The following is a 21,849-nucleotide window of genomic DNA, read 5'->3' as shown; positions in this document are numbered from 1 at the left end:
CAAAACGCTAATTAATATGGCACTGCGAGTAACTGTGGTGGTACTCGTGTCTGCTGGGGTGAGCTATATCCATGTCATATCCCGTTTGGAAGCCCAGACCAAAACGCAGCTAGAAAAGTACATCAGCGCACGGGGAGAGCTAGAAAGCAGCATCTTTCAACTTGCACAAGATAACCTCACTTTGCTGCGCGATCGCCTTTTGCTGGAATTCAAGCAACCCACTAATATTGATTTCCAGGCTGAATTTGAACAGCAGTATTTTTCCTGGAACGATGGTACCAGACGCAATTTTCCCCAAAATCGACCGCTCAAAGACTTTGATTCGACTCGATATGCTGGATCATTAATTGGTCGAAATGTGCAAATCACTGAAGAACTAAAGCAGCGTGTGCTAACGGCTAACACAGTGATTAGTGCCTACGGTGCTGCTTGGTCTAATCGGTTTGTTGATACCTATTTCCTGACACCAGAAAATATAGGGGTTAACTACTGGAAAGGAGTCCCGATCGCCTTGGAAACACCGCCTGATATTGACAACTCGAAACAAGAATATTTTTATATTGCCGATCCTCAACATAACCCTGCGCGATCGCCGAAGTGGACAGGTGTTTATCTTGATCCAAGTGTTAATCTCTGGATGGTTTCGGCAATTGTACCTGTTTATGAGGGCGATCGCTTCTTGGGTATTGTGGGACATGATGTGGTGTTAACCCAACTTATGGAGCATACGATCCAGGATCAATTACCAGGCACTTACAATTTAGTTTTTCGCGCAGACGGTCGTCTAATTGTCCACCCCCAACGGACTGCGGAAATTCAGCAAGCTCAAGGTCAACTCAAAATCGATACAATCAGCGATCGCCATCTCAACCGCATTTTTCAGCTAGTAACAAACGCTAAACCCAAAACCCACGTCCTTGAAAATAGCCAAGACCATGAATACTTGGCATTGACACGCTTACAAGGCCCAGATTGGTATTTTGTCACCGTCTATCCGAAATCACTGCTATCGGGGGCAGCATGGGATACGGCTCAATTTATCCTAATGTCTGGTGCAGTGGCGTTGCTGCTTGAAGTGTTGTTGCTCTTGTCGGTGTTGCAACAACAAATCGCTAAACCCCTCCAGCAATTAACCGCCGCGAGTAACCAACTTGCTAACGGTGACTTTGCGATCGATCTCGATACCATGCGACAAGATGAATTGGGAGGACTTGCTAGTTCTTTTAACAGTATGGCAAGTCAGTTAAAGACTTCTTTCATCCAACTAGAACAAGTAAATAATGCATTAGAGCTAAGGGTTGAGGAGCGGACAATAACCTTACAAAAGACACTTGAAGAACTACGTCGTACCCAAACCCAAATGATCCAGAGTGAGAAAATGTCAGCCTTGGGGCAACTGGTGGCAGGTGTGGCACATGAGATCAATAATCCTGTCAATTTCATTCACGGCAACCTCACCCATACAGAAAATTACACCCAAGATTTGTTGGAATTTATTCAACTGTATCAGTATCACTATCCCAATCCAGTCGCCGAAATTCAAGCTGAGGCTAAAGAATTGGATCTGGAATTTATTCAAGATGATTTACCTAAGATGTTATCTTCGATGAAAATTGGCACTAATCGCATTAGCGAAATTGTGCGATCGCTCCGCAATTTCTCCCGTTTAGATGAAGCTGAATTTAAGGCGGTTGATATTCATGAGGGCATTGATAGTGCGTTATTAATTTTGCAACATCGTCTGAAAGATCAATCGCCGCGTCCAGCCATAGAAGTGATCAAAAACTATGCTAATTTGCCTCCAGTGATCTGCTATCCCGGACAACTCAATCAGGTGTTTATGAATATTCTGTCTAATGCCATTGATGCGCTAGAAGATGCAAATCAGCAGCGCTCGCCTACAGAAATTGCTTCACATCCCAACACAATTTGGATTCATACTTGCTTGGTATCTGAAAAGCAAATCAAGATTGCGATCGCAGATAATGGTCTTGGAGTTGCAGACACAACTTTAACAAGGTTATTTGACCCTTTTTTCACAACTAAAGATGTGGGTAAAGGATCTGGATTGGGTTTATCTATCAGCCATCAAATTGTGACTGAACTACATCAAGGTAAACTTGATTGTAATTCCACGCAAGGATTGGGCGCAGAATTTGTCGTAACCCTACCGATAGAAGCGAAAAAAAATTAAACAGGTAAATCAGCAGCACTTTGGATGTTTTCTAATATTAAATCAGGGCTATTACGTTTAATCAAGCCAGTTAACACTTTACCAGGGCCAATTTCTACTACTCGCTCGATACCGTTAGCTGCTAATTGTAGACAAATTTCTCGCCATCTTACCGAACCGGTCATTTGTTTGTTCAGACGTTGCTTTAAAATCTTGGCATCAATAGACGGAATTGGTTCTACATTAGACAAAACTGGTACAATAGCTGGCTGAAATTCCACAGATTCTAGAATGTCTTGGAATTCCGCAGCTGCTGGTGCGATTAAATGTGAATGAAATGCTCCAGAAACTTTTAGGGGAATCGCACGTTTGGCTTTAACTTGAGTCATCACCGCTTGTACAGCCTCAGTCGTGCCGGAAATGACCACCTGAACCGAACTATTATCATTTGCTATCACCACATCAGGCGTTTGGGAAATGACTTTTTCTAACTCTTCGCGGTCAAAGTTCATCAAAGCTGCCATCATCCCACCGACAGAACTATCCATAAGTTCTGCACGCCGCTTCACCAGATACAAACCAGCCGACCACTCAAAAACACCCGCTATATAAAGGGCAGTATATTCTCCCAAACTGTGACCAGCAACTAAATCTGGCTGGTGGCCTCGTTCTCGAAGCAGGTCAGCCAGAATGCTTTCAACCACATAAAGACTTGGCTGAGTATATAGCGTCTGTGATAACTTCTCCTCTTGTGTTTGACAAATTTCAGTTACAGACCAGCCCAAAATATCCTCAGCTTTGGCAAGCTTGTCTTTTGCATCTGGTATATCTAGTAAATCCATTCCCATTCCCAGCGTTTGAGAACCTTGTCCGGGAAACACCCATGCAGTTTTTGTCATTTGTCAATAGTCAGTGGTCATTGGTCATTTGTCATTTGTCATTTGTCATTGGTTATTAGTGCATAACAAAGGACAAAGGACTAATGACAAAGGACAATAGATTATCTTCCCCATTGAAAGATTGCCGCGCCCCAGGTGAGACCGGCACCAAAGCCCGATGCAGCAACGATGTCATTGGGTTTAATTTTACCTTGTCGTACTGCTTCATCTAAAGCTAAGGGGATGGAAGCAGCTGAGGTATTGCCGTACTGGGCGAGATTACTAATAACTTTATGTTCTGGGATATTCAGGCGTTGGGCAACGGCATCGATAATTCGCTGATTGGCTTGATGCAATATCAGCCAATCTATTTGATCGACGCTGATGTTAGCTTGAAACAAGGCTTTATCAATTATTTCTGGCACTTTTTGGATAGCAAAGCGGTAGACTTCTTTGCCGTTCATCGTAATCGGTTGGTAAGTGCCTTTGGTGATATTTACATCAGTCAGCAGTTCTTGGGAAGCACCTGCATAAGCAAGGTTGAGGTAATGGTTTTGAGTACCATCGCTTTTAAGTGCAAATCCTAATAAGCGATCGCTTTTGGCAGCCTGTAAGACAACTGCCCCAGCACCATCACCAAACAATACACAAGTCCGCCGATCTTCCCAATCTACCCAGCGAGAGAGGATATCTGCCCCGATCAACAGTACATTTCTATAGACACCGGTTCTAATGTATTGGGCTGCTGTCACCAAACCAAACACAAAGCCGGAACAGGCTGCGGTCAAGTCAAAGGCGACTGCGTTGGTGGCTCCCAATTGAGCCTGTACTTGACAAGCAGTACCAAACAAATCATCAGGGGTGGAAGTCGCTAGTAGAATCAGGTCTAGGTCTTCTGGTTTAATTCCTGAAGCTGCGATCGCCTGACTGCTGGCGGCAGTAGCGAGTATACTTAAGGACTCAGAGGGCAGAGCTAATCGACGTTGACGAATTCCCGTTCTTGTGGTTATCCACTCATCCGATGTTTCAACTAGTTCACTCAATGTCTGGTTGTGTAGGGAAGTTGCTGGTACTGCCGAGCCGCTTCCGATAATTGCTACGCCTAAGTTTTGCACTCCTAATCCCCCAAACTATCAGCTTTTTGTCTTTTGTCAGTTGTCATTTGTCCTTTGTCAGTTGTCCTTTGCAAATAACCAATGACCAATGACCAATGACTAATGACCAATGACCAATGACCAATGACCAATGACTAACCGCTCTCGCGCTCTAAGATATATTGGGACTGAATTCGTTGTATCACCTGATTGTCAACAGCTTCTTTTGCCATGCGAATTGCATTAAAAATTGAAGGTGCTTGTGAACTACCGTGACCAATTAAACAGACTCCGGCCACGCCTAACAGCAAAGCGCCGCCGTGTTCGGCGTGATCCATTCGCTGCTTAACCCGCTTCAGGTTGGGTTTTAAGAGTGCTGAACCGATTTGACCGTGCAATCCTTGGGGTAATTCTTCCCGTAGGATTTGCAGAATCACTTCTCCGACGGCTTCGGCAAATTTTAATAATACATTGCCCACAAAGCCATCGCAGACAATTACATCAAAGCGACCGGAAAGCACATCACGCCCTTCAGCATTGCCAATAAAATTAATTTGGGAATTTTCGCGTAGTAGTTGATGAGCGCGGACGGCTGCATCATTGCCTTTAGAGTCTTCTTCGCCGATATTCAGCAAACCCACCTTGGGTTCAGTTGTACCCAAGACATACTGACTGTAAGCCGATCCCATAACGCCAAACTGCTCTAAAAACTTGGGACGGCAATCTACATTTGCGCCCACATCAAGTACTAGCACTGGCTTACCAGCAATAATCGTCGGAAAAACTGTCCCGATCGCTGGGCGATCGATTCCTGGCAATCGTCCTAAGCGGAGCAAAGCTGATGCCATAGCCGCCCCAGAGTGGCCAGCAGAAAATACGGCATCGGCTTTTTGCTGCTTGACTAAATCCATCGCCACATTCACAGAAGCCTTGCGTTTGCGTCTAACTGCATTTAAAGGCTCCTCATCCATAGCGATCGCTTCCTCAGCAGTCACGATCTCTACCTGCCCTAAACTTGTTTTTGATGGCAAGGCAGCTTCTATTTGTTGGGGATCACCAACCAACAATACATCTACACCCAATTCCTCTCTTGCCCGCAATGCGCCAGCAACGATTTCGCCGGGTGCGTGATCCCCTCCCATTGCGTCAATTGCGATCCGTACACGAGTCGATCCCATTGCTCACAGCTTCTAGAAACCTTACAAATTTTACCAGATGGCTTTGCCGAAAAAGCTTAACTTTCTGACCGCCAAATTAATTCTGTTACGATTGCAACAATTTTTGCTGGCAAGCTCAAGATAGCACGAATTTGGGTACTGGGCATGGGGCATTGGGCATGGGGCAATTCAATTTTGGATTTTGAATTTTAGATTTTGGATTAAATTTCAATCTAAAATCCAAAATCTAAAATCTAAAATTCTTACTCACCAGCACCCAGCACCCAATCAACTAGCGTCCGAACGCCGTAGCCAGTTGCCCCTGCGCCGTTGTAACCATTTTCTTTATCTGTCCAGACTGGGCCAGCAATATCTATGTGCGCCCAAGGGGTTTGTTTAACGAATTGCTTCAGGAAAAGAGCGGCGGTAATTGCACCACCTGGACGCGGCCCTGTATTTTTCATGTCCGCAATACCAGATTTTAAGCCTTCAAAATATTTTTCTTCCATTGGCATCCGCCAAATCTTCTCTCCTGAAGTTTGGGCAGCTTTCTCTATTTGAGAGGCTACAGCATCATCAGGAGTGTACAAACCAGCAATATCATCGCCTAATGCAATGACGTTAGCACCAGTCAGGGTAGCTAAATCAACGATCGCATCTAATCCCAATTTGTCGGCATACACTAAGGCATCTGCTAGGGTCAAACGTCCTTCAGCGTCAGTGTTGTTTACTTCGATTGTTTTGCCGTTTGATGCTGTGAGAATGTCTCCAGGGTGCATAGCGTGACCGCTAATCATGTTTTCAGTCGCTGCCGAAATAAAGTGAACTTCAACATCTGGCTTGAGTTGAGCAATTGCTTTTGCTGCGCCTAAAGTGGCAGCTGCACCGCCCATATCCATCTTCATGGTTTCGATGCCGCTACCAGCACCTTTAATGTTGAGTCCGCCGGAATCGAAGGTTACACCTTTGCCAATAATTGCTAGTTTCTTTTTGGGTGTACCTTCTGGCTTGTAAGTTAGGTGAATGAATTTCGGTGGCAAATCGGAAGCTTGGGCTACTCCCAAAAATGCACCCATGCCCAATTTTTCACAGTCTTCTCGTTCCAGAATTTCCAGTTGTAAACCGTGTTCTTTAGCGATCGCTTGAGCAGTTTCCGCTAAAGTGATTGGTGTGACTGCGTTGGCTGGTGCTGCTACTAGCTGCCGTGCCAAATTTACCCCAGAAACAATTTGATTTGCGCGGGTGATGGCGGCTTCTTGTCCACCAAAACCCAGTAAATCTACACTTTCTATTTGTGAACCTTTCTCTTCGGGTTCGGATTTAAAGCGAATATCTTGATAAAGTGCTAATTCCACACCTTCTGCGATCGCTTGGGCGCTTGCTGCTGGATCGTTGTTCCATAATGGAAAACTAAAACCCAGAATTTTGCTTTTTTGCTTTTTTCCTACCCTAGCTACAGCCGCAGCCGCACGACGCAGATTATCTTGTTTTAGTGCATCTGGTTTGCCTAAACCTACCAAAATCAATTTCCGCACTGGGCTACCAGCATTCACACGGGTAAAAATAGTGCTATTGGCTTTACCTTTAAATTCTTCTTCAGCAATCAGTTCTTTTAAGACCCCAGAAAACTTTTGATCTAAAGTAGCTAGTTCTCCGGTTAACTCCACTGCATCTTCAAATAATCCAATTGCTAAACTATCTCCTGCCCACTCTAGCAAAGGCTTATCACTAGGTTGAATTTTCATTTTGGGATTTTGTGTAAATATTCCTTCCTGTACCAGTATTGCTCAAAATTCTGGTTTCAGGCTGAGGGGAGTGGGGATGGGGCATTGGCATTGGGGGAGCAGGGGTTATACCAATTCTCTATGAAGTTGCACTTAATAACGAGGTGATGATATAATTCCATCCACAAATAGAAGCGTAGTTTACCGCCGTAGGCATCGCTTCTGCTGACATGGAACCCTTGAACCTGTTTTAACTGCCGCCTTAATTCATCTTTAAGCCCCTCGCTTGTTCACCATCAAATTTTCTTAGCACCTTGGTATCAAGAAATGGAAAAGTATTTAGTCACCAAAGAAGAGATTGAGTCTTATGAAGGACTAGAAAAAACACATTTTCTCAACTCCAATGCTCGCAGACTGAATAAGTCTTTAGGAGATTTGACAGGTTTAAAAAATATCGGTTTTCACATCATTGAAGTAGAGCCTGGACGTGAATCAACGGAGCTTCATATGCACTATCACGAAGAAGAGTGCGTATACGTTCTTGAGGGAGAAGCTGAGGCAACAATTGGAGAAAGCGTTTATCCAGTTAAAGCAGGAGATTTTATTGGATATCGCGCTGGTGGTAAGCCGCACCAGCTGAAAAACACGGGCAATTCTATATTCAAATGTATAGTAGTTGGTCAAAGGCTAGACCATGATATCGGTGACTATCCAAATTTGCAAAAGCGTATATATAGGAGCAAAGGCTTAAAGTGGAATCTGGTCGATATGGAAAATATAGCTGAACCAGTAGCAGGTAAGAAGGCATAACATGTAGAATGCATTTCCTCAATCGAAACCTCGATTACCCGCGCCTCACTATCTCACAAACTTGAGTAATGTAAAAATTGTTCTGCGGAATTAAGCAGATATTTAGCTAATTAGTATAAATAGCACTCATTATTAATGAGTCTTTAAGAACTCTATTAACGAGTATCAAAGACTCGTTAATAAAGCATGAACTCCACTTTTTTACCTATGCTGCCCTATGCCCCAATTCTATTTGTATCAATATCAAATTTGCTGGCGATCGCTGCTATGATTTTTTGCTCAGGTGCTGTAATCTGATTATCAAGCTGGGCAATTTTGTAACATTGAGCCAATAAGGGTATGGCAAAATCCCGATTCAATTGATTGAGCAATACATCTAAAGGCTTAGGCGATTTGATATTTTCGGCAATGGCATCCAACGAAGTAGGACTGAGGTTTAGAGCTTTTAATTCTGGTAGAATTTCTTGCCAAGTCTTTTCGGGATGACTAGCTAGGATCGTATGAACTAAAATTTGATCCATGAGAGCTTGTTGAGCGATCGCACTTTCTAGATACTCTTCACTTTCGGCTTTTAATGTTGCCAATGTCTGCGGCGATGCCAAGGAAGTAGATTCATCTAGCTTGGTTTCGTAAAATCGACAAGCAGCATACCCCAATGAATAGATCATCGTCGCATTTGAACTAGCTCCAATAACAGCACCCGCTAAAGGCACATTTCGCAGCAAGCCTAACCCCGCAGCTTTCAACAAACGTCCTCCACCCAAAGCCAAACCAAAAATTGCCAAAATTTCACCTTTACGGGCAGGATCTTTTAAATCTAGACCGTAGACAGATGCAATTTGATAAAGCATTTCTGACTGCAATTTTGTTGTGGCTGTTAAATCAATTGCCAACAATGCCACTGCTATTCCTGGCAAAAAACTAGTAGCTAATCCAACCGTGGCTGCTTTAGTTGCTTTTTCCACCATGATTCGGTGGGCAAGCTGGCTGGGTGATTCATTTGGATATTGTTTTTTGAGCTTGTTTACCGCCGCTTCTGCTTGTTCTAAATCAACAAGGTTAGTATCATTAATCAGCCAATTGAGATTTAATACTCCAGATAGTTTTCTAATTAGCCAATTTTCGCTAAGGTGATTCACAGCCTGACCACTAGTTTGAGTTGTTTGCTCAATTAACTTGTGTGTTTGTTTTGCGATCGCTTCTCCCACCACTATCGCTGTATCTAAAATTGTTTGGCCAGTCTCAGCAACAGTTTTAATTAAAGACTCTACTATAGACGGTTCATTTTCTATTGATGATTGACCCGGAATTCCTACTTCTGAAGTTTCTCTGGGTGAATTAACTAATTTATTCACCTCTGTTTTTTGGGGTTTGTCTGCCATTGCTTGACACCATCTTGTAAAGCCTCTCTCTTTTGGTTGTAGCGAATTTTGAGGGGCTTTGACATCTCTCGATAAGTACAATTCGTCAGAACAAATAGGAATTATTCTGAGCTTGAACTATAGACATAAGATGGATGACAGAGGTTCTAATTTTACAACTGATAACCTAATGTCAACAACACTTTACCTTCTAAAATAGTCAGGATTTCTGGAGTCAGAATGCCCAGTTTTATTTGCAATCTTGTTTTATCAATTACCCGCAATTGGTGGCAAAGAGCAACTGAATCCCGTTCTAATCCACCTTCACCACTTTGAATTAATAAACAGGTTGGCAAAGATGCACGACGCAAATTTGTTGTTAGAGGAATGGTGATGATGGTGGTGGAGAATTCGGCAACAATATTATCTTGAAAAAGAATAACTGGTCTTGTGCCTCCTTGTTCAGAACCCTTGGTAGGGTCTAAATTGGCTAGCCATACTTCACCTCGTTGAACCGTCATTTCAAATCTTCTTGTATAAGTAGTTCTGCATATTCATCTAATCCTGCCTCCGCTAGTTGACGATCTTCTTGGGCAAATTCACTGTAAAGAGCAGCCATTTGATTTTTATCTATTTGCCAGCTAATATTTCTGCTGCGGAATTTGAGGAAGGCAATAAAATCACTAACTTGTTTGAGTTGTTCTTCATTCAATTTGTCTAATTCTAAGCTGAGAAATTCTTTGAGAGCAAGCATTTGAGAGTCTCCAAAAATATGTGGTTAAGCTTTTTAAGAATGCAAATATTATTTGAATGTGACGAGATATTAGATGTACTTTACTTTCCTTTCTTACCAAAGAATGTAAAATCAAGGTTGTGAACTCTCTGAATTTATATGTAGCACACTTTTTACTTTTTAACTCTATCTTTGTCAGCTTGACTTTCTAAAAAGTCGTTATCCTTAAGAATTTCATAGAGATTAGTATCTTGCTCTAGCAAGCAAGCGTGTCCGCAATGGGGCAACACTACAACCTTGTTATTTGGTATGATATTTGCTATCCGGTTGACTTCAGTTACAGAAGGCAAAAGCCGATCGCTAGCACCGGCAATCAACAAAACTGGTTGAGTTAAGCGACTTAACTGTTCCTCATCAATATGAAACTCTCGCAGTAAAGACAACCGCCAAAGAACGGTTTCTACTGGGACAGAACGCATAGTTTTTAGCAAATCGTGGCGATCGCTCGGAGAAATGCGTGACAAAGATGCTAAAAATGGTAACAAGCCTAGTGCGCCAACATCATACAATCCTGATGGCACTAAGTAAGTTAACTGGGATGCCCAACTCAACCAAGGGCGAAGATGAAAGGACGAAGCTGGATTAATTAGGATAATTCGCTTAAATAAATGGGGTGCTTGGATTGCCACTTTCATGGCCAAGCAACCACCAAAGGACTCGCCACACAAGTAAACTGGCCTCTGAGAACTTTTTTCTAATTCAGCGTCGATCAAGTCCAATACACTCTTAGTTAGGACATCCCAAGTGTTAAGGTCTTTCCGGGGTAGCGCCAAAGAACGGACATCAAAGCCAGTTTCTAATCCTGCGGTTTGCGATCGCAATAATTGACCAGTTCCATCCATTCCTGGCAAATATACCAATAGCGGATACTCTGGCTGGACTCGTTTAGGAGTCAGGAAACAAGGGTTTAGCTCAACTTCTGTGGTAGTCATTGGTCATTGATATAAAACTTTTGAACTGCTGATTGTTGCTAATCTAAAGCTTCCGTGCTTTTGATTCTAATAGCAACCTTGACGCAGTAAATTGCTAATTTCGCCCTGACAGTGTTCCGTCAGTTCAGCCACAACAGTTCTAGCCTGTTTGCCATGATATTTTTGATGATGTTGGGGCGTAATCCAATAAGGGCGACCGATTAACACCGCAACCCGACGATAAATTACCACAGGATGCCAACCACCTTGGTTAAATAAAGGTTCTGATGGGTCAAATAGACTCAAAAGCCTTAAGGGTAAGCCATTGGTGTTTACCTCTTCTAAGGAGGCGATCGCTATGGGTAAAATAGCTAAATCCTGCACATCGGCTCGCAATGCCAAATGAGCAAATCCCCGATGAAACTCACCCAGATGATTTGGCTGAGTAAATTTCACCATTGGTTCAGTCCCTTCTGGAAAGACTCCTACCATCTGCTTAGACTGCAATAGCACCTGCGATTGCGAAAAAAAGCTTTGCAGGCGGTTTTGATGTTCCTCCAGGGGAAAACACCCTAATTGTCCGGTGACAATCTCCCGCATGACTGGCACTTGTCCCATGTAGTGATGACAAGCAAAACGAATCGGACTCGATAACGCCGCCATTAAAATCAGTGCATCCATAAAGCTGCGGTGATTGCTGACTACCAACACGCTAGCATCCTGGGGAATGCGATCTTGGTAATAGCGGAACATTTGCGTTGAGAATGCCGCCACCAAAGCGCGAGAAATCTCTAGGGCGCTATTTCCACTCATACCTAATCAATATAGTTTCCGGTAAATATGGCAGTTTATCTTAAATTTAATTTTTACATTTCTTTACTAGCGCCATGACCGTCTTAAGATAGAAATATCCGATCTGCTACAAAAGCAACTAAATTTTATCTATGCTCGATTATGTATTCTCCATCACAAGAATATCTAATAGAAACTATTCAAAAAAATTATGATTAGTTAATTTCCATCTTTATAGGTAAAAATGAGTTGATAGGTAAAAATGAGTTGAATTGATGCATATTAAAAAACAATTCTTGACCTGATAAATTTGCTAGTATGAAGATGTTATTGGAAAAAATGCTAATAATGTTGTATAATTACCTGGTTTTGCCGACAAAAGCTAAGATGTAAAACGTTTTAATAAGTTATTTTTATTTTGCATGAATCTAGTGAATAAAAAAGAATTGACATTTGCACTGACCACACCTCTCTATTATGTAAATGATGTCCCTCATATAGGCAGTGCTTACACGACGATCGCCGCCGATGTAGTGGCGCGATTTCAGAGGTTACTAGGGCATCGGGTATTACTAATTACAGGTACAGATGAACATGGGCAAAAAATTCAGCGCTCGGCAGAAAGTTTAGGCAAAGCACCACAAGAATTTTGTGATGAAATTGTCCCTAGTTTCGTCAGTTTATGGCAATTATTAGACATTCAATACGATCGCTTTAGTCGGACTACTGCACCTCGTCATCAAGCGATCGTTAAAGAATTCTTTGAGCGAGTTTGGGAATCTGGTGATATCTACCAAGGACAACAAAAAGGCTGGTATTGCGTATCCTGCGAAGAATTCAAAGAAGAACGGGATCTGCTAGAAGGACACCGTTGCCCAATTCATACTAACAAAGAAGTGGAGTGGCGAGACGAACAAAACTATTTTTTCCGCTTATCGAAATATCAAACTAAGCTGACAGAATTTTATCAATCTAAACCGGATTTTATTCAACCAGAAAGTCGGCGGAATGAAGTCCTCAGCTTTGTCAATCAAGGACTACAAGACTTTTCCATTTCACGAGTGAATCTAGATTGGGGTTTTCCCGTACCAACTGATCCCAAGCACACTCTCTATGTCTGGTTTGATGCGCTGCTAGGCTATGTGACAGCATTACTTGAACCAGATGCAGAACCGACTTTAGCAAATGCTTTAGAAACATGGTGGCCGATAAACCTGCACCTAATTGGTAAAGATATTCTACGCTTCCATGCAGTTTACTGGCCAGCAATGCTGTTGTCGGCTGGCTTACCCTTACCAGAGAGAGTATTTGGCCATGGCTTTTTGACTAAAGACGGGCAGAAGATGGGCAAAAGTCTGGGTAACACCCTCGATCCTGTGGCCTTAGTTCAGCGCTATGGTAGTGATGCCGTTCGTTATTACTTCCTTAAGGAAATCGAATTTGGCAAGGATGGAGATTTTAATGAAGTTAGGTTCATTAATGTTCTGAATGCAGATTTGGCAAATGATTTAGGTAATTTGCTCAATCGCACCTTGAGCATGGTGAAGAAGTACTGTGCTGAGAATAAAGTCCCATCAATCGGCAATGAAGGGATTCCTGACGAAAATCCTTTGAAAACAATTGGTTTATGTCTAGGGGAACAGGTAAAACAAGCATACCAGGAGCTAGCCTTCAGTCAAGCCTGTGTTGCCATACTTTCGCTGGCACAAGCCAGTAATAAGTTTATTGATGAACAAGCTCCTTGGTCATTATATAAACAGGGACAGCAGGAGTCGGTGGAAAAGGTTCTCTACGCAGTTCTAGAATCAGTTAGACTAGCAGCTTATCTGCTATCCCCAATTATTCCGAACATCAGCAGCGATATTTATCAGCAGCTGGGCTTTGGAATAAACTTTAACGATCGCATACAAAGTTCAGTTAATGCTCCTTTTGCCACCCATGCTACATGGGGACTACTATCGAGCAAACAACAGTTGGGTACACCCCAACCTGTTTTTCAGCGAATAGAACCCCCGAAAAACGATTAGTCCTTATCAAACTCTGATTTTGTTCAATTTTTTATTTTTTCACAAAATTTATCGTGGCTCAATTTAAATTAGCCTCGGAACATTATCATAAGCCGCTGTGACTAGCATCTAAAAGTTGGTAATTTGTATCAAAAATAACAGGGATAAAAATTGAGGTATCACAACGATGTTGAATAATTTGGAAAATGATTCAATCTTTACGCCAGAACAGGTTTTGGAGAATCGGGGTAGGGTCGCCATATTTATTGATGGCTCAAATTTATTTTATGCTGCACTGCAACTAGGGATTGAAATTGATTACACGAAGCTATTATGTCGGTTAACAGGAGGTTCTAGATTACTGCGTTCATTTTTCTACACTGGTGTAGACCGGACAAACGAGAAGCAACAGGGGTTTCTGTTGTGGATGCGTCGCAATGGCTATCGAGTCATTGCTAAGGATTTAGTGCAGCTACCAGATGGCTCTAAAAAAGCTAACCTGGATGTAGAAATAGCAGTAGACATGATGGCACTAGTAGATTCTTATGATACCGCAGTTTTAGTTAGCGGTGATGGGGATTTGGCTTATGCGGTAAATTCAGTCAGCTATCGTGGCGTGCGGGTAGAAGTAGTGAGCTTGCGTTCCATGACCAGCGACAGCTTAATTAATGTAAGCGATCGCTACATTGATTTAGAAGCCATCAAAGAAGATATTCAAAAAACCCCTCGCCAAAGCTATCCATACCGGCCATTATCTGGTATCGGTTTTTTGGAAGACCCAAGAACTAGTGATGGACACCTAGAAATCCAAGAATAATGGCGTATCAATTTCATAAAAGAGGGAGATGGGGAAAGAGAAAAATTCAAAATTTCTCCTCCACTCCCTCCTTTCTTGTTTTACCTTTGACCTTTTTATTAATATTTGCTTTAGTCGCCTGTGGGGGCAAATCCCCCCCAGCTTCCCAACAAAATACTGCGGCTTCATCCGATCGAGATAGCAATTTGACTTTCTTTGATGTCACCCTAGAACAAGCAGATGAAGTGGGAAGACCAATTTGGAAAGTTAGGGCTAAACGGGCAAAATACACCAAAGAAAAACAAATTGGTCAGGCTGAAAGTCCTTATGGTGAACTATACCAAGATGGCAAAATTGTTTATCAAATCAAGGCAGATGTAGCAGACATTGAACAAGATGGAAAGCAGTTGTTTTTGAAAGGTAAGATATTTGCCACAGACCCTAGTAATGGAATTGTGTTGCAAGGTAATGAATTAGAATGGCGACCCAAAGAAGATTTGTTGATTGTTCGTAACAAGATCAATGGTAGTCATAAACAACTACAAGCAGTGGCGCAAGAAGCGCGAGTTAAAACCCGCGAACAGCGCATGGAATTTTCTGGAGGGGTAATAGCAAATTCCACCGATCCTCAGATGCAAGTGAGAACTGAACATTTGATCTGGAATATTAAAGAAGAAAAATTGATTGGCGATCGCCCCATCCAAATTGACCGCTATAAAGATAATAAAATTAGCGATCGCGGCAAGGGAGATTCTGCCGAAGTCAACTTAAAAACAAAAATTGCCACTGTCCAAAAGAATGCTCAACTAGAATTACTAGACCCACCACTGCAAATAGCTAGTAACTCTATGACCTGGAACATGAACGCAGAAACTGTCACCACAAACTCACCAACGCGAATGTTTCAGCGTGTCGAAAAAGTCACAGTGACAGCTAATCAAGGTGAAATGAAAATACCACAAAAAACTGTTTACTTAACAGGTAATGTCAATGCCGTCGGTCAGCGTCGCCAGTCTCTAAGATCCAATACACTAACTTGGTATTTAGACAATAAGTTAGTTGAAGCTCAGGGAAATGTTGTTTATCGACAAGTTGACCCACCATTAAATTTTGTTGGTGAAACAGCAGTTGGTAATCTGCAAACAGAAAATATTGTTGTCAAAGGTGGCAGTTCTAGCGGTAGGGTAGTAACGGAGATTATTCCTCAAGAAAAAGCCAATCGTTAGTAGTAAAGTTAGGAGTTAGGAGTTAAGAGTTAGGAGTTAATCTCCTTGTCTCCCTTGTCTCCCTTGTCTCCCTTGTCCCCCTCATCCCTCTATTCCCCACTCCCCACTCATAAATTTTGGGTTGGTCAAGTACTAGACTAGGATTTTAGTAATACAAGCCTTTTGATAGCCCATGAATGGATCAAACCGATTAGGTAAAGAATCCTTGCCAACATCGCAGCAAACAGAACATTCCCACCATCACGATACAGACCACGAGCATACAGATCGTACTCATGGAACTGGAGAGTTGACTCATCCTCATATCCATAGCGAAGAGTCTTTACGGCGAATTGTCAATCGATTATCGCGTATAGAAGGACATGTTCGTGGTATTAAGGCAATGGTGCAGCAAAGTACCCCTTGTCCTGATGTTCTACTGCAAATTGCCGCAGTGCGGGGCGCATTAGACAAGGTAGCGCGAATTGTTTTAGATGAACATTTAACTGAATGTATTGGTCGAGCCGCACAAGAGGGTAATATTGACGTTGAAATTAAACAGTTAAAAGCCGCTTTAGATCGATTTTTACCTTAAAAATAAAAAATTCACTCGGATTACAAGACATTTTGTAGAGATGCAAGATTTAGTATACTGAACGAGGCAAAGTCTTCTTCATGCCAAAATTAATACAAATGTCTCAGAGGATGTTTAGAAAGTATTAAACAACTCAATTAAGCGAGTCTTCTCAGCATTAACCGAATCATTGCGATCTGCACAAAAGTTTCATGGGTCTGCGGTAAACGCAACGGGGACGACACCCTAGATTTGCTGGAGGTAGCAGCACCGATAGCAATTCCCATTGTTCATCGGTTAAGTCTGTTGGATATGATTTAGACATGCCTCAAGTAACACTGTCGCATTTTTATCTACTGACAAGAATATCGTTACTTGAGCTTTTTTTGACTTTCCAAACATCCTCTGAGAATTTATGGTGGGATTACTATCAGAGTAAAAATCCTGTCAGGTAAATGTTATGAGTAAGATAAAAAATAAATTTTTCTCTCAATGGCTTTCTATTGCTACTGAAATTAATCACTCTTTACCAAATGTGCCTGTATTAAACTGCCCAAACTGTCATCAACAAGAAATAAATTTTCAATTTGTAGGAGATTTGCAAACTACAATAGGCTACATGGCAATATGGTGTCCATTTTGTTTACATGGAATACATCTTTCAAGAGTGCGTATTCCTGCTGTACTTGAAGCTAATTCTTTTGATATATCAATAGAAGAAGTTTCAAAAAGAATTCCAAATTTTACCCATGTAGAGCCTTAAAATAATAATTGCCATAGCAGGGCTATTTCATTCTAAAAAGTTGTTTGAGTGTATCTAAACCAAAAGAGCAGAGTCGTTGGGCTTGTGCCATATTTTTAAACATCTGATCGCGGTATAAATTGAGTGTAAAATTGCGAGCGAACGCAAAATTTCGAGGTTGCGATGCGGTTTTTCAATCGTAGGTAGACAGCTCATCTACAACAACATAACTACACTCGATTTAGCCTATAACCTTAGTCAAGGCAGATTTAGTTCTCTTTAGATTTTCTTTACGAATCAGCTCTAAAACGCATGAAACTAATTAACTTTATTTTCTCTTATAAAATCAACAAATTTTCTGCTTGGCTCCACTTTTAATGAAAAGTTAGACCAGCTTATAATTTACACATATCTTCTAAAATGACTTTAGAAAAATATAAATTTAACTATTATTTAAATGTAAATATTAATAAATTTGTAATTGTTTTTTTACATGGCTTCATGGGAAACATTAATGAATTTGATGAAGCTATAAAATTTTTAGCAGAAGATTTTTCTTATCTTATCCTTGACTTACCAGGACATGGGAAAACCAAAGTTGTAGGAGATGATGAATACTATGGAATGGAACCCACTGCTCAAGCAATAATAAATTTATTAGATGAATTAAAAATAGATAAATGCCACTTAATGGGTTATTCGATGGGTGCAAGATTAGGTTTATACCTAACTCTAAATTTCCCAGAACGTTTTATTAAAGTCGTATTAGAGTCAGCCTCACCAGGTTTAGCAACAGAAGCAGAACGATTAGAACGAGTTAGGCGTGATGCTCAAATAGCTAGAAAATTAAGCAGAAGTATTATTCAAACTGATTTTGCTACTTTTTTATCGAATTGGTATAATCAACCAATTTTTGGTGATATAAAAAATCATCCAGAATACGATCGCATGGTTGAAAGTCGGTTGCAGAACAATCCACAGGAATTAGATAAATCACTGCGCTTTATGGGTACTGGATGTCAACCTTCTTTATGGGAAAAACTACAATATAATACAATTCCCATGCTTTTACTAGTGGGTGAATTTGATAAAAAATTTATATCTATTAATATAGAAATGGCTAGAATATGTGAATTTGCTCAGATAAAAATAATTAGCAATGCTGGGCATAATATTCACTTTGAAAATACCTTGGCATTTGTGGAAAATATCAAAGATTTTTTGTCCGCAGCAAATTAAAAATTAAGATAATCTCACTGCTTCTTTACTGCCTTGGTAGAAGGAGTTGGGGATGGTGTCAAATTCGGGGCTGTTGGTTGTTTAGCTGCGCTTAATTCTTCTTGCAACATTTTCTGATAAACTTTAGGCAAAGAGCTACTAACAGAATTATTTTCTATACCATATCCCAGACTTGTCCAGGTGGGAGAAAGTCGCCGCAAAACATCATTTAACTTTCCCTGACGCAACAATTGAGAAATATCAACTCCCCAAACTTTAGAATCATTTAACCAACGGTAAACTACTACATCTTGATATTCTGCTTCAAAACTATAAGTAGTCCAAAACATCATCTGCATCGGCTTTGGGTGATAACGAGGAGCTAAACGATACCAAGTAATATTGATAATTTGATATCTGCCAGCAGCAGTAGAACAATTACCTGTGTTGGGGCCTGTAACAATTGTGACGCATATCTCAGGATGTCGGCTAATATCGTTCACTTGCTGTCCACCGTATAACAGCGAATAGGGACGGTTCCCACTAGCTTCACTCGCCGAGATGGTTCGCATTAAAGCGCGGATATATGGGTCGCCCTGTTTCATCACCAAAGGCGGCTGTTTATTTTCAAAGATGGGATCGGAAGGCGATCGCAAGTCTCCAATATACCATTGCAACAAATACACAAAGCCCAGAAGCGCGGCTATTGGGCCAATAAGTTTTTCAACACCTTTGAATTCAAAGCCTTTCAGAGTCTGACTCCTTCAAATTCACTCTTTTTGCTAACAAAAATCATCGACGGACTTATTTCAGTAAAGTTCACACCTGATTGTTAGTGATTATTCCCGATTTGCTCATTTTTTTTCGGAATCGGCAAAAAAGAGTCTAAATTAAGTATAGCAAGCGAGATATTACGACTGATTGAGAACTGCAATCAGGTAAATCGGGTAATTAATGAGTCTTTTCCTCTAACACTGCATTAGCTTCGTATCTTAAAGTACCAGGAATTTCCTGAAGACACTGGAGATAACAAATGTTACTCTGGCCTAGTTGAAAACCAAGAGACAGATAGCCTTTACCAATATTGAATCTGCTTTGTGTTTTTACACAATAGTCATAGTCACGAGGACAATATTCAAGTAGCTTGAAATATGAAAATCACTTGTATTCACCACCAGTTTGAAAAAATATGGTTAACCGTTTTACTTCCGTGACTACTGCTCTCACACTTAAGGTAGTTGGAATAATCTGCATTTTGTCCTTTTTTGTTGACTTTTTGATTCTGTTGTTACCCTTTCAACCCACCGATCGGGTATGGCAAATCAATTTGGGAACAGCGCTAGTCGATCGCGGAATTGTTCCTCTAGTCGGTTTGGGGCTTCTGTTTGCTGCCTATTGGATTGAGAATGCCGATCCAGCAAGCGATCGCCCCCAAGGTATCGATTTAAGATTTCCCGCCGCGATCATCTCAAGTATTTTAGGGTTGATGTTCTTGCTGATTTTTCCCCTGCACCTAAATAATGTCAATCAAGCCAAGACTCAAACACTCAACCGAATCACCCAAGAAGCAGATCAGGCAGAAACTCAACTAAACACTCGATTATCGCAATTGCAAGCACAACTTAATACCGATCAAGGAAAAGCGCAACTAGACCAGCTGCGAAACCAAACCAAAGCTCAGTTTAGTGAAATCCTCAAAGATGACCAAAAATATAAGCAAGCACTTGAAAGCCCTCAAATTCCCGCAAATATAAAAGATTTACTGAAGAAGGCTAAAGCAAATCCCCAATTACTTGATAAAGCTATCGAACAACAAACAGATATTCAGACGTTGCAAACTCAACAACTGAGCCAACTTCGCCAGCGCCGAGACGAAGCATTGCAACAGGCTAAAGATACTGCTTGGAAGTCTGGACTGCGGATTGGTATTAGCAGTTTACTATTGTCTATTGGTTACATTATCATCGGCTGGACAGGCTTAAGAGGTAGGGGTGCTGTACAAGGTGGTAAACCTAGAGCTGCCGCACGCTAATTCAATATTGGTATGGCAGTAGGACGTATCCAAAAATTATTTACGGATTATACTGCCATGCACCTAACAGGTAATAACAATAAAAAGCAATTATCACTGAGTAAAATCGCTATAAAACTTGAGTAATGTTCTCAATTTACATACTGACATATAACGAAGAACTAGATATTGCTGCTTGTATCGAATCAGCGATGTTATCAGATGACATCATTGTTGTGGATTCATGCAGTAGCGATCGCACCGTGGAAATCGCCAGTCGCTATCCCATCCGCGTTGTCCAACACGCTTTTGAAAGCCACGGACGGCAACGTACCTGGATGTTAGAGTCTATACCCCCAAAGCATCAATGGGTTTACATTCTCGAAGCTGACGAGCGTATGACACCAGAACTGTTTGCAGAATGCGAAAAGGCAAGTCAGAATCCAGACTACATCGGTTACTACGTGGCTGAACGTGTCATGTTCATGAATCGCTGGATTCGTTACAGCACACAGTATCCCCGTTACCAAATGCGACTCTTTCGCCACGGGAAAGTGTGGTTTACAGACTACGGTCATACTGAGCGAGAAGTTTGTGAAGGTGCAACTAGCTTTTTAAAAGAAACATACCCACACTACACTTGTAGCAAAGGTTTGAGTCGCTGGATTGACAAACACAACCGTTATTCTACGGATGAAGCTCAAGAAACTTTGTATCAGCTAGAACAGGGAAAGGTGAATTGGCAAGATTTATTCTTTGGTAAATCGGAAGTCGAAAGACGGCGTGCCTTGAAAGATTTGTCTTTACGTTTGCCCGCCAGACCGTTGCTACGGTTTATATATATGTATTTTATCTTAGGCGGATGTTTAGATGGACGCGCCGGAGTCGCTTGGTGTACATTACAGGCATTCTACGAATACCTGATTTTGCTGAAAGTCTGGGAAATGAAGTATTTACCAAAACCTAATTTAGATACAACAGCAGTTTTGGTACAAGAGAGTGCACAACAGTTACAATGCGCGGATTCTGAAACTACACAGGTTGATGCGGTGTGAAGAGGGCTGGAGATTAGAAGGGTTCCCAATAAAATTCAGTCCGGTTCAGTTAAGGCTAAAACTCTTTGTCAAAGTCAAATTTTTTAACGAACCACAGTAGACGCTTTGCGGCTACTCTACGAGAACGCTAAGAGCGAACCCGCAGGGTGGCGCAGAGGAAACAGAGATAAGAGAAAAAATGCTTAACCCAAGCGTATTGCAATAAAATTAGCGATCGCAAAATCATAGGGCGCACAAATATGTTACACAGATCCCTGACTTCGTAAAAGTTGCCGGGGATCTTGTTTTTCATAATTCAAGACTAGTAGTCTGTCAAGAAATAATTGACAAATAAATTTTCTGTAGAGACGGCGATTTATCGCGTCTCTCCAACCGTCAAAATGGGTTTGACAGACCACTAGTTAATATTTTTAACAGAATATTTTCATAAAAGCCGCTCCTGTTCAAAAGTGAGTGACTGACCAGATAAAATAATTTATTAGTTTACCAGTGCTACTTTCACAATCACGAGCAGCTTTTGATTAAGCGCGGTAGATTAATAATACCTAA

21 protein-coding genes are annotated in these 21,849 nt (G+C 41.4%); 10 read left to right on the top strand and 11 right to left on the bottom strand.

Annotated elements, in window-relative coordinates:
* The first annotated feature begins 16 nt into the window (after positions 1-16).
* Positions 17-2,194, top strand: a complete 2,178-nt coding sequence (locus tag HWQ37_RS10120; RefSeq protein WP_292746468.1) for an ATP-binding protein — start codon at positions 17-19, stop codon at positions 2,192-2,194.
* Here HWQ37_RS10120 and fabD read toward each other — a convergent pair.
* The 4 genes from fabD to HWQ37_RS10100 all read right to left on the bottom strand — a co-directional run bounded on the left by fabD (position 2,191) and on the right by HWQ37_RS10100 (position 7,047).
* Positions 2,191-3,072 carry an ACP S-malonyltransferase gene (fabD, locus tag HWQ37_RS10115; RefSeq protein WP_292746465.1) on the bottom strand — a complete coding sequence of 294 codons (882 nt, stop codon included), beginning with the start codon at positions 3,070-3,072 and terminating at the stop codon, positions 2,191-2,193. The genes HWQ37_RS10120 and fabD overlap by 4 nt on opposite strands.
* Before the next feature lie 101 nt (positions 3,073-3,173).
* Complete coding sequence (locus tag HWQ37_RS10110) at positions 3,174-4,166, bottom strand: beta-ketoacyl-ACP synthase 3 (RefSeq protein WP_292746463.1); 993 nt, start codon at positions 4,164-4,166, stop codon at positions 3,174-3,176.
* Between the two features lie 134 nt (positions 4,167-4,300).
* Complete coding sequence (plsX, locus tag HWQ37_RS10105; RefSeq protein ID WP_292746461.1) at positions 4,301-5,323, bottom strand: phosphate acyltransferase PlsX; 1,023 nt, start codon at positions 5,321-5,323, stop codon at positions 4,301-4,303.
* Between the two features lie 242 nt (positions 5,324-5,565).
* Positions 5,566-7,047, bottom strand: coding sequence for a leucyl aminopeptidase (locus HWQ37_RS10100; protein ID WP_292746459.1), 1,482 nt, complete (start codon positions 7,045-7,047; stop codon positions 5,566-5,568).
* Between the two features lie 306 nt (positions 7,048-7,353).
* On the opposite strand from HWQ37_RS10100, the gene HWQ37_RS10095 reads away from it, so the two are divergent.
* Entirely contained in the window at positions 7,354-7,836 is a 483-nt protein-coding gene (locus HWQ37_RS10095) for a cupin domain-containing protein (RefSeq protein ID WP_292746456.1), read from the top strand.
* Between the two features lie 215 nt (positions 7,837-8,051).
* Here HWQ37_RS10095 and HWQ37_RS10090 read toward each other — a convergent pair whose 3' ends face one another.
* From HWQ37_RS10090 to HWQ37_RS10070, 5 genes are all read right to left on the bottom strand, one after another.
* Positions 8,052-9,218, bottom strand: coding sequence for an EcsC family protein (locus tag HWQ37_RS10090; RefSeq protein ID WP_292746453.1), 1,167 nt, complete (start codon positions 9,216-9,218; stop codon positions 8,052-8,054).
* Between the two features lie 152 nt (positions 9,219-9,370).
* Positions 9,371-9,718, bottom strand: coding sequence for a type II toxin-antitoxin system PemK/MazF family toxin (locus HWQ37_RS10085; RefSeq protein ID WP_292746450.1), 348 nt, complete (start codon positions 9,716-9,718; stop codon positions 9,371-9,373).
* Positions 9,715-9,951, bottom strand: coding sequence for a hypothetical protein (locus HWQ37_RS10080; RefSeq protein ID WP_292746447.1), 237 nt, complete (start codon positions 9,949-9,951; stop codon positions 9,715-9,717). The genes HWQ37_RS10085 and HWQ37_RS10080 overlap by 4 nt, the downstream gene beginning before the upstream one ends.
* A 152-nt stretch (positions 9,952-10,103) precedes the next feature.
* Positions 10,104-10,922, bottom strand: coding sequence for an alpha/beta fold hydrolase (locus tag HWQ37_RS10075; RefSeq protein ID WP_292746444.1), 819 nt, complete (start codon positions 10,920-10,922; stop codon positions 10,104-10,106).
* Positions 10,923-10,988: 66 nt separating this feature from the next.
* Positions 10,989-11,714 carry a lysophospholipid acyltransferase family protein gene (locus tag HWQ37_RS10070; protein WP_292746441.1) on the bottom strand — a complete coding sequence of 242 codons (726 nt, stop codon included), beginning with the start codon at positions 11,712-11,714 and terminating at the stop codon, positions 10,989-10,991.
* A 401-nt stretch (positions 11,715-12,115) separates the two neighbouring features.
* Here HWQ37_RS10070 and metG point away from each other — a divergent pair, with 401 nt between their 5' ends.
* The 4 genes from metG to HWQ37_RS10050 all read left to right on the top strand — a co-directional run bounded on the left by metG (position 12,116) and on the right by HWQ37_RS10050 (position 16,295).
* Positions 12,116-13,720, top strand: a complete 1,605-nt coding sequence (gene metG, locus HWQ37_RS10065) for a methionine--tRNA ligase (RefSeq protein WP_292746438.1) — start codon at positions 12,116-12,118, stop codon at positions 13,718-13,720.
* Positions 13,721-13,886: 166 nt separating this feature from the next.
* On the top strand, positions 13,887-14,516 hold the full coding sequence (locus HWQ37_RS10060) for a LabA-like NYN domain-containing protein (RefSeq protein ID WP_094348455.1): 630 nt from the start codon (positions 13,887-13,889) through the stop codon (positions 14,514-14,516).
* Positions 14,516-15,721, top strand: a complete 1,206-nt coding sequence (lptC, locus tag HWQ37_RS10055) for an LPS export ABC transporter periplasmic protein LptC (RefSeq protein ID WP_292746435.1) — start codon at positions 14,516-14,518, stop codon at positions 15,719-15,721. The genes HWQ37_RS10060 and lptC overlap by 1 nt, the downstream gene beginning before the upstream one ends.
* Before the next feature lie 172 nt (positions 15,722-15,893).
* Positions 15,894-16,295: a metal-sensing transcriptional repressor gene (locus HWQ37_RS10050; protein ID WP_292746432.1), complete on the top strand. Its 402-nt coding sequence runs from the start codon at positions 15,894-15,896 to the stop codon at positions 16,293-16,295.
* Positions 16,296-16,461: 166 nt separating this feature from the next.
* Here HWQ37_RS10050 and HWQ37_RS10045 read toward each other — a convergent pair whose 3' ends face one another.
* Positions 16,462-16,599: a transposase gene (locus HWQ37_RS10045; protein ID WP_465249684.1), complete on the bottom strand. Its 138-nt coding sequence runs from the start codon at positions 16,597-16,599 to the stop codon at positions 16,462-16,464.
* A gap of 135 nt (positions 16,600-16,734) precedes the next feature.
* On the opposite strand from HWQ37_RS10045, the gene HWQ37_RS10040 reads away from it, so the two are divergent.
* Both HWQ37_RS10040 and menH read left to right on the top strand, forming a co-directional pair.
* On the top strand, positions 16,735-17,037 hold the full coding sequence (locus HWQ37_RS10040) for a hypothetical protein (RefSeq protein WP_292746429.1): 303 nt from the start codon (positions 16,735-16,737) through the stop codon (positions 17,035-17,037).
* Positions 17,038-17,436: 399 nt separating this feature from the next.
* On the top strand, positions 17,437-18,255 hold the full coding sequence (menH, locus tag HWQ37_RS10035; RefSeq protein WP_292746426.1) for a 2-succinyl-6-hydroxy-2,4-cyclohexadiene-1-carboxylate synthase: 819 nt from the start codon (positions 17,437-17,439) through the stop codon (positions 18,253-18,255).
* A 14-nt stretch (positions 18,256-18,269) separates the two neighbouring features.
* Here the strand turns inward: menH and HWQ37_RS10030 are convergent, their stop codons facing one another.
* The gene (locus tag HWQ37_RS10030; RefSeq protein WP_292746423.1) at positions 18,270-18,920 is read right to left on the bottom strand and encodes a glycoside hydrolase family 24 protein; all 651 of its coding nucleotides are present in this window, start codon (positions 18,918-18,920) and stop codon (positions 18,270-18,272) included.
* Between the two features lie 503 nt (positions 18,921-19,423).
* Here HWQ37_RS10030 and hpsJ-B point away from each other — a divergent pair.
* Positions 19,424-20,266, top strand: a complete 843-nt coding sequence (gene hpsJ-B / locus HWQ37_RS10025) for a hormogonium polysaccharide biosynthesis protein HpsJ (protein WP_292746420.1) — start codon at positions 19,424-19,426, stop codon at positions 20,264-20,266.
* A 125-nt stretch (positions 20,267-20,391) separates the two neighbouring features.
* Positions 20,392-21,300, top strand: a complete 909-nt coding sequence (locus HWQ37_RS10020) for a glycosyltransferase family 2 protein (RefSeq protein ID WP_292746417.1) — start codon at positions 20,392-20,394, stop codon at positions 21,298-21,300.
* Positions 21,301-21,849 lie beyond the last annotated feature (549 nt).

Source organism: Nostoc sp. NMS4, assembly GCF_017115095.1.
In the GTDB taxonomy this organism is placed as follows: domain Bacteria; phylum Cyanobacteriota; class Cyanobacteriia; order Cyanobacteriales; family Nostocaceae; genus Nostoc.
Note: the sequence above shows the minus strand (reverse complement) of the source record. Positions and strands in the feature narration are given on the sequence as shown.

What these genes read in the sequence shown, in the direction of transcription:
- metG (WP_292746438.1), top strand. Translation starts at nt 12,116, where the DNA reads ATGAATCTAGTGAATAAAAAAGAATTGACATTTGCACTGACCACACCT.
- HWQ37_RS10095 (WP_292746456.1), top strand. Translation starts at nt 7,354, where the DNA reads ATGGAAAAGTATTTAGTCACCAAAGAAGAGATTGAGTCTTATGAAGGA.
- HWQ37_RS10100 (WP_292746459.1), bottom strand. Translation starts at nt 7,047, where the DNA reads ATGAAAATTCAACCTAGTGATAAGCCTTTGCTAGAGTGGGCAGGAGAT.
- HWQ37_RS10090 (WP_292746453.1), bottom strand. Translation starts at nt 9,218, where the DNA reads ATGGCAGACAAACCCCAAAAAACAGAGGTGAATAAATTAGTTAATTCA.
- lptC (WP_292746435.1), top strand. Translation starts at nt 14,516, where the DNA reads ATGGCGTATCAATTTCATAAAAGAGGGAGATGGGGAAAGAGAAAAATT.
- plsX (WP_292746461.1), bottom strand. Translation starts at nt 5,323, where the DNA reads ATGGGATCGACTCGTGTACGGATCGCAATTGACGCAATGGGAGGGGAT.
- HWQ37_RS10120 (WP_292746468.1), top strand. Translation starts at nt 17, where the DNA reads ATGGCACTGCGAGTAACTGTGGTGGTACTCGTGTCTGCTGGGGTGAGC.
- HWQ37_RS10070 (WP_292746441.1), bottom strand. Translation starts at nt 11,714, where the DNA reads ATGAGTGGAAATAGCGCCCTAGAGATTTCTCGCGCTTTGGTGGCGGCA.
- HWQ37_RS10080 (WP_292746447.1), bottom strand. Translation starts at nt 9,951, where the DNA reads ATGCTTGCTCTCAAAGAATTTCTCAGCTTAGAATTAGACAAATTGAAT.
- menH (WP_292746426.1), top strand. Translation starts at nt 17,437, where the DNA reads ATGACTTTAGAAAAATATAAATTTAACTATTATTTAAATGTAAATATT.
- HWQ37_RS10045 (WP_465249684.1), bottom strand. Translation starts at nt 16,599, where the DNA reads ATGTCTAAATCATATCCAACAGACTTAACCGATGAACAATGGGAATTG.
- fabD (WP_292746465.1), bottom strand. Translation starts at nt 3,072, where the DNA reads ATGACAAAAACTGCATGGGTGTTTCCCGGACAAGGTTCTCAAACGCTG.
- HWQ37_RS10050 (WP_292746432.1), top strand. Translation starts at nt 15,894, where the DNA reads ATGAATGGATCAAACCGATTAGGTAAAGAATCCTTGCCAACATCGCAG.
- HWQ37_RS10020 (WP_292746417.1), top strand. Translation starts at nt 20,392, where the DNA reads ATGTTCTCAATTTACATACTGACATATAACGAAGAACTAGATATTGCT.
- HWQ37_RS10085 (WP_292746450.1), bottom strand. Translation starts at nt 9,718, where the DNA reads ATGACGGTTCAACGAGGTGAAGTATGGCTAGCCAATTTAGACCCTACC.
- HWQ37_RS10040 (WP_292746429.1), top strand. Translation starts at nt 16,735, where the DNA reads ATGAGTAAGATAAAAAATAAATTTTTCTCTCAATGGCTTTCTATTGCT.
- HWQ37_RS10075 (WP_292746444.1), bottom strand. Translation starts at nt 10,922, where the DNA reads ATGACTACCACAGAAGTTGAGCTAAACCCTTGTTTCCTGACTCCTAAA.
- hpsJ-B (WP_292746420.1), top strand. Translation starts at nt 19,424, where the DNA reads ATGGTTAACCGTTTTACTTCCGTGACTACTGCTCTCACACTTAAGGTA.
- HWQ37_RS10060 (WP_094348455.1), top strand. Translation starts at nt 13,887, where the DNA reads ATGTTGAATAATTTGGAAAATGATTCAATCTTTACGCCAGAACAGGTT.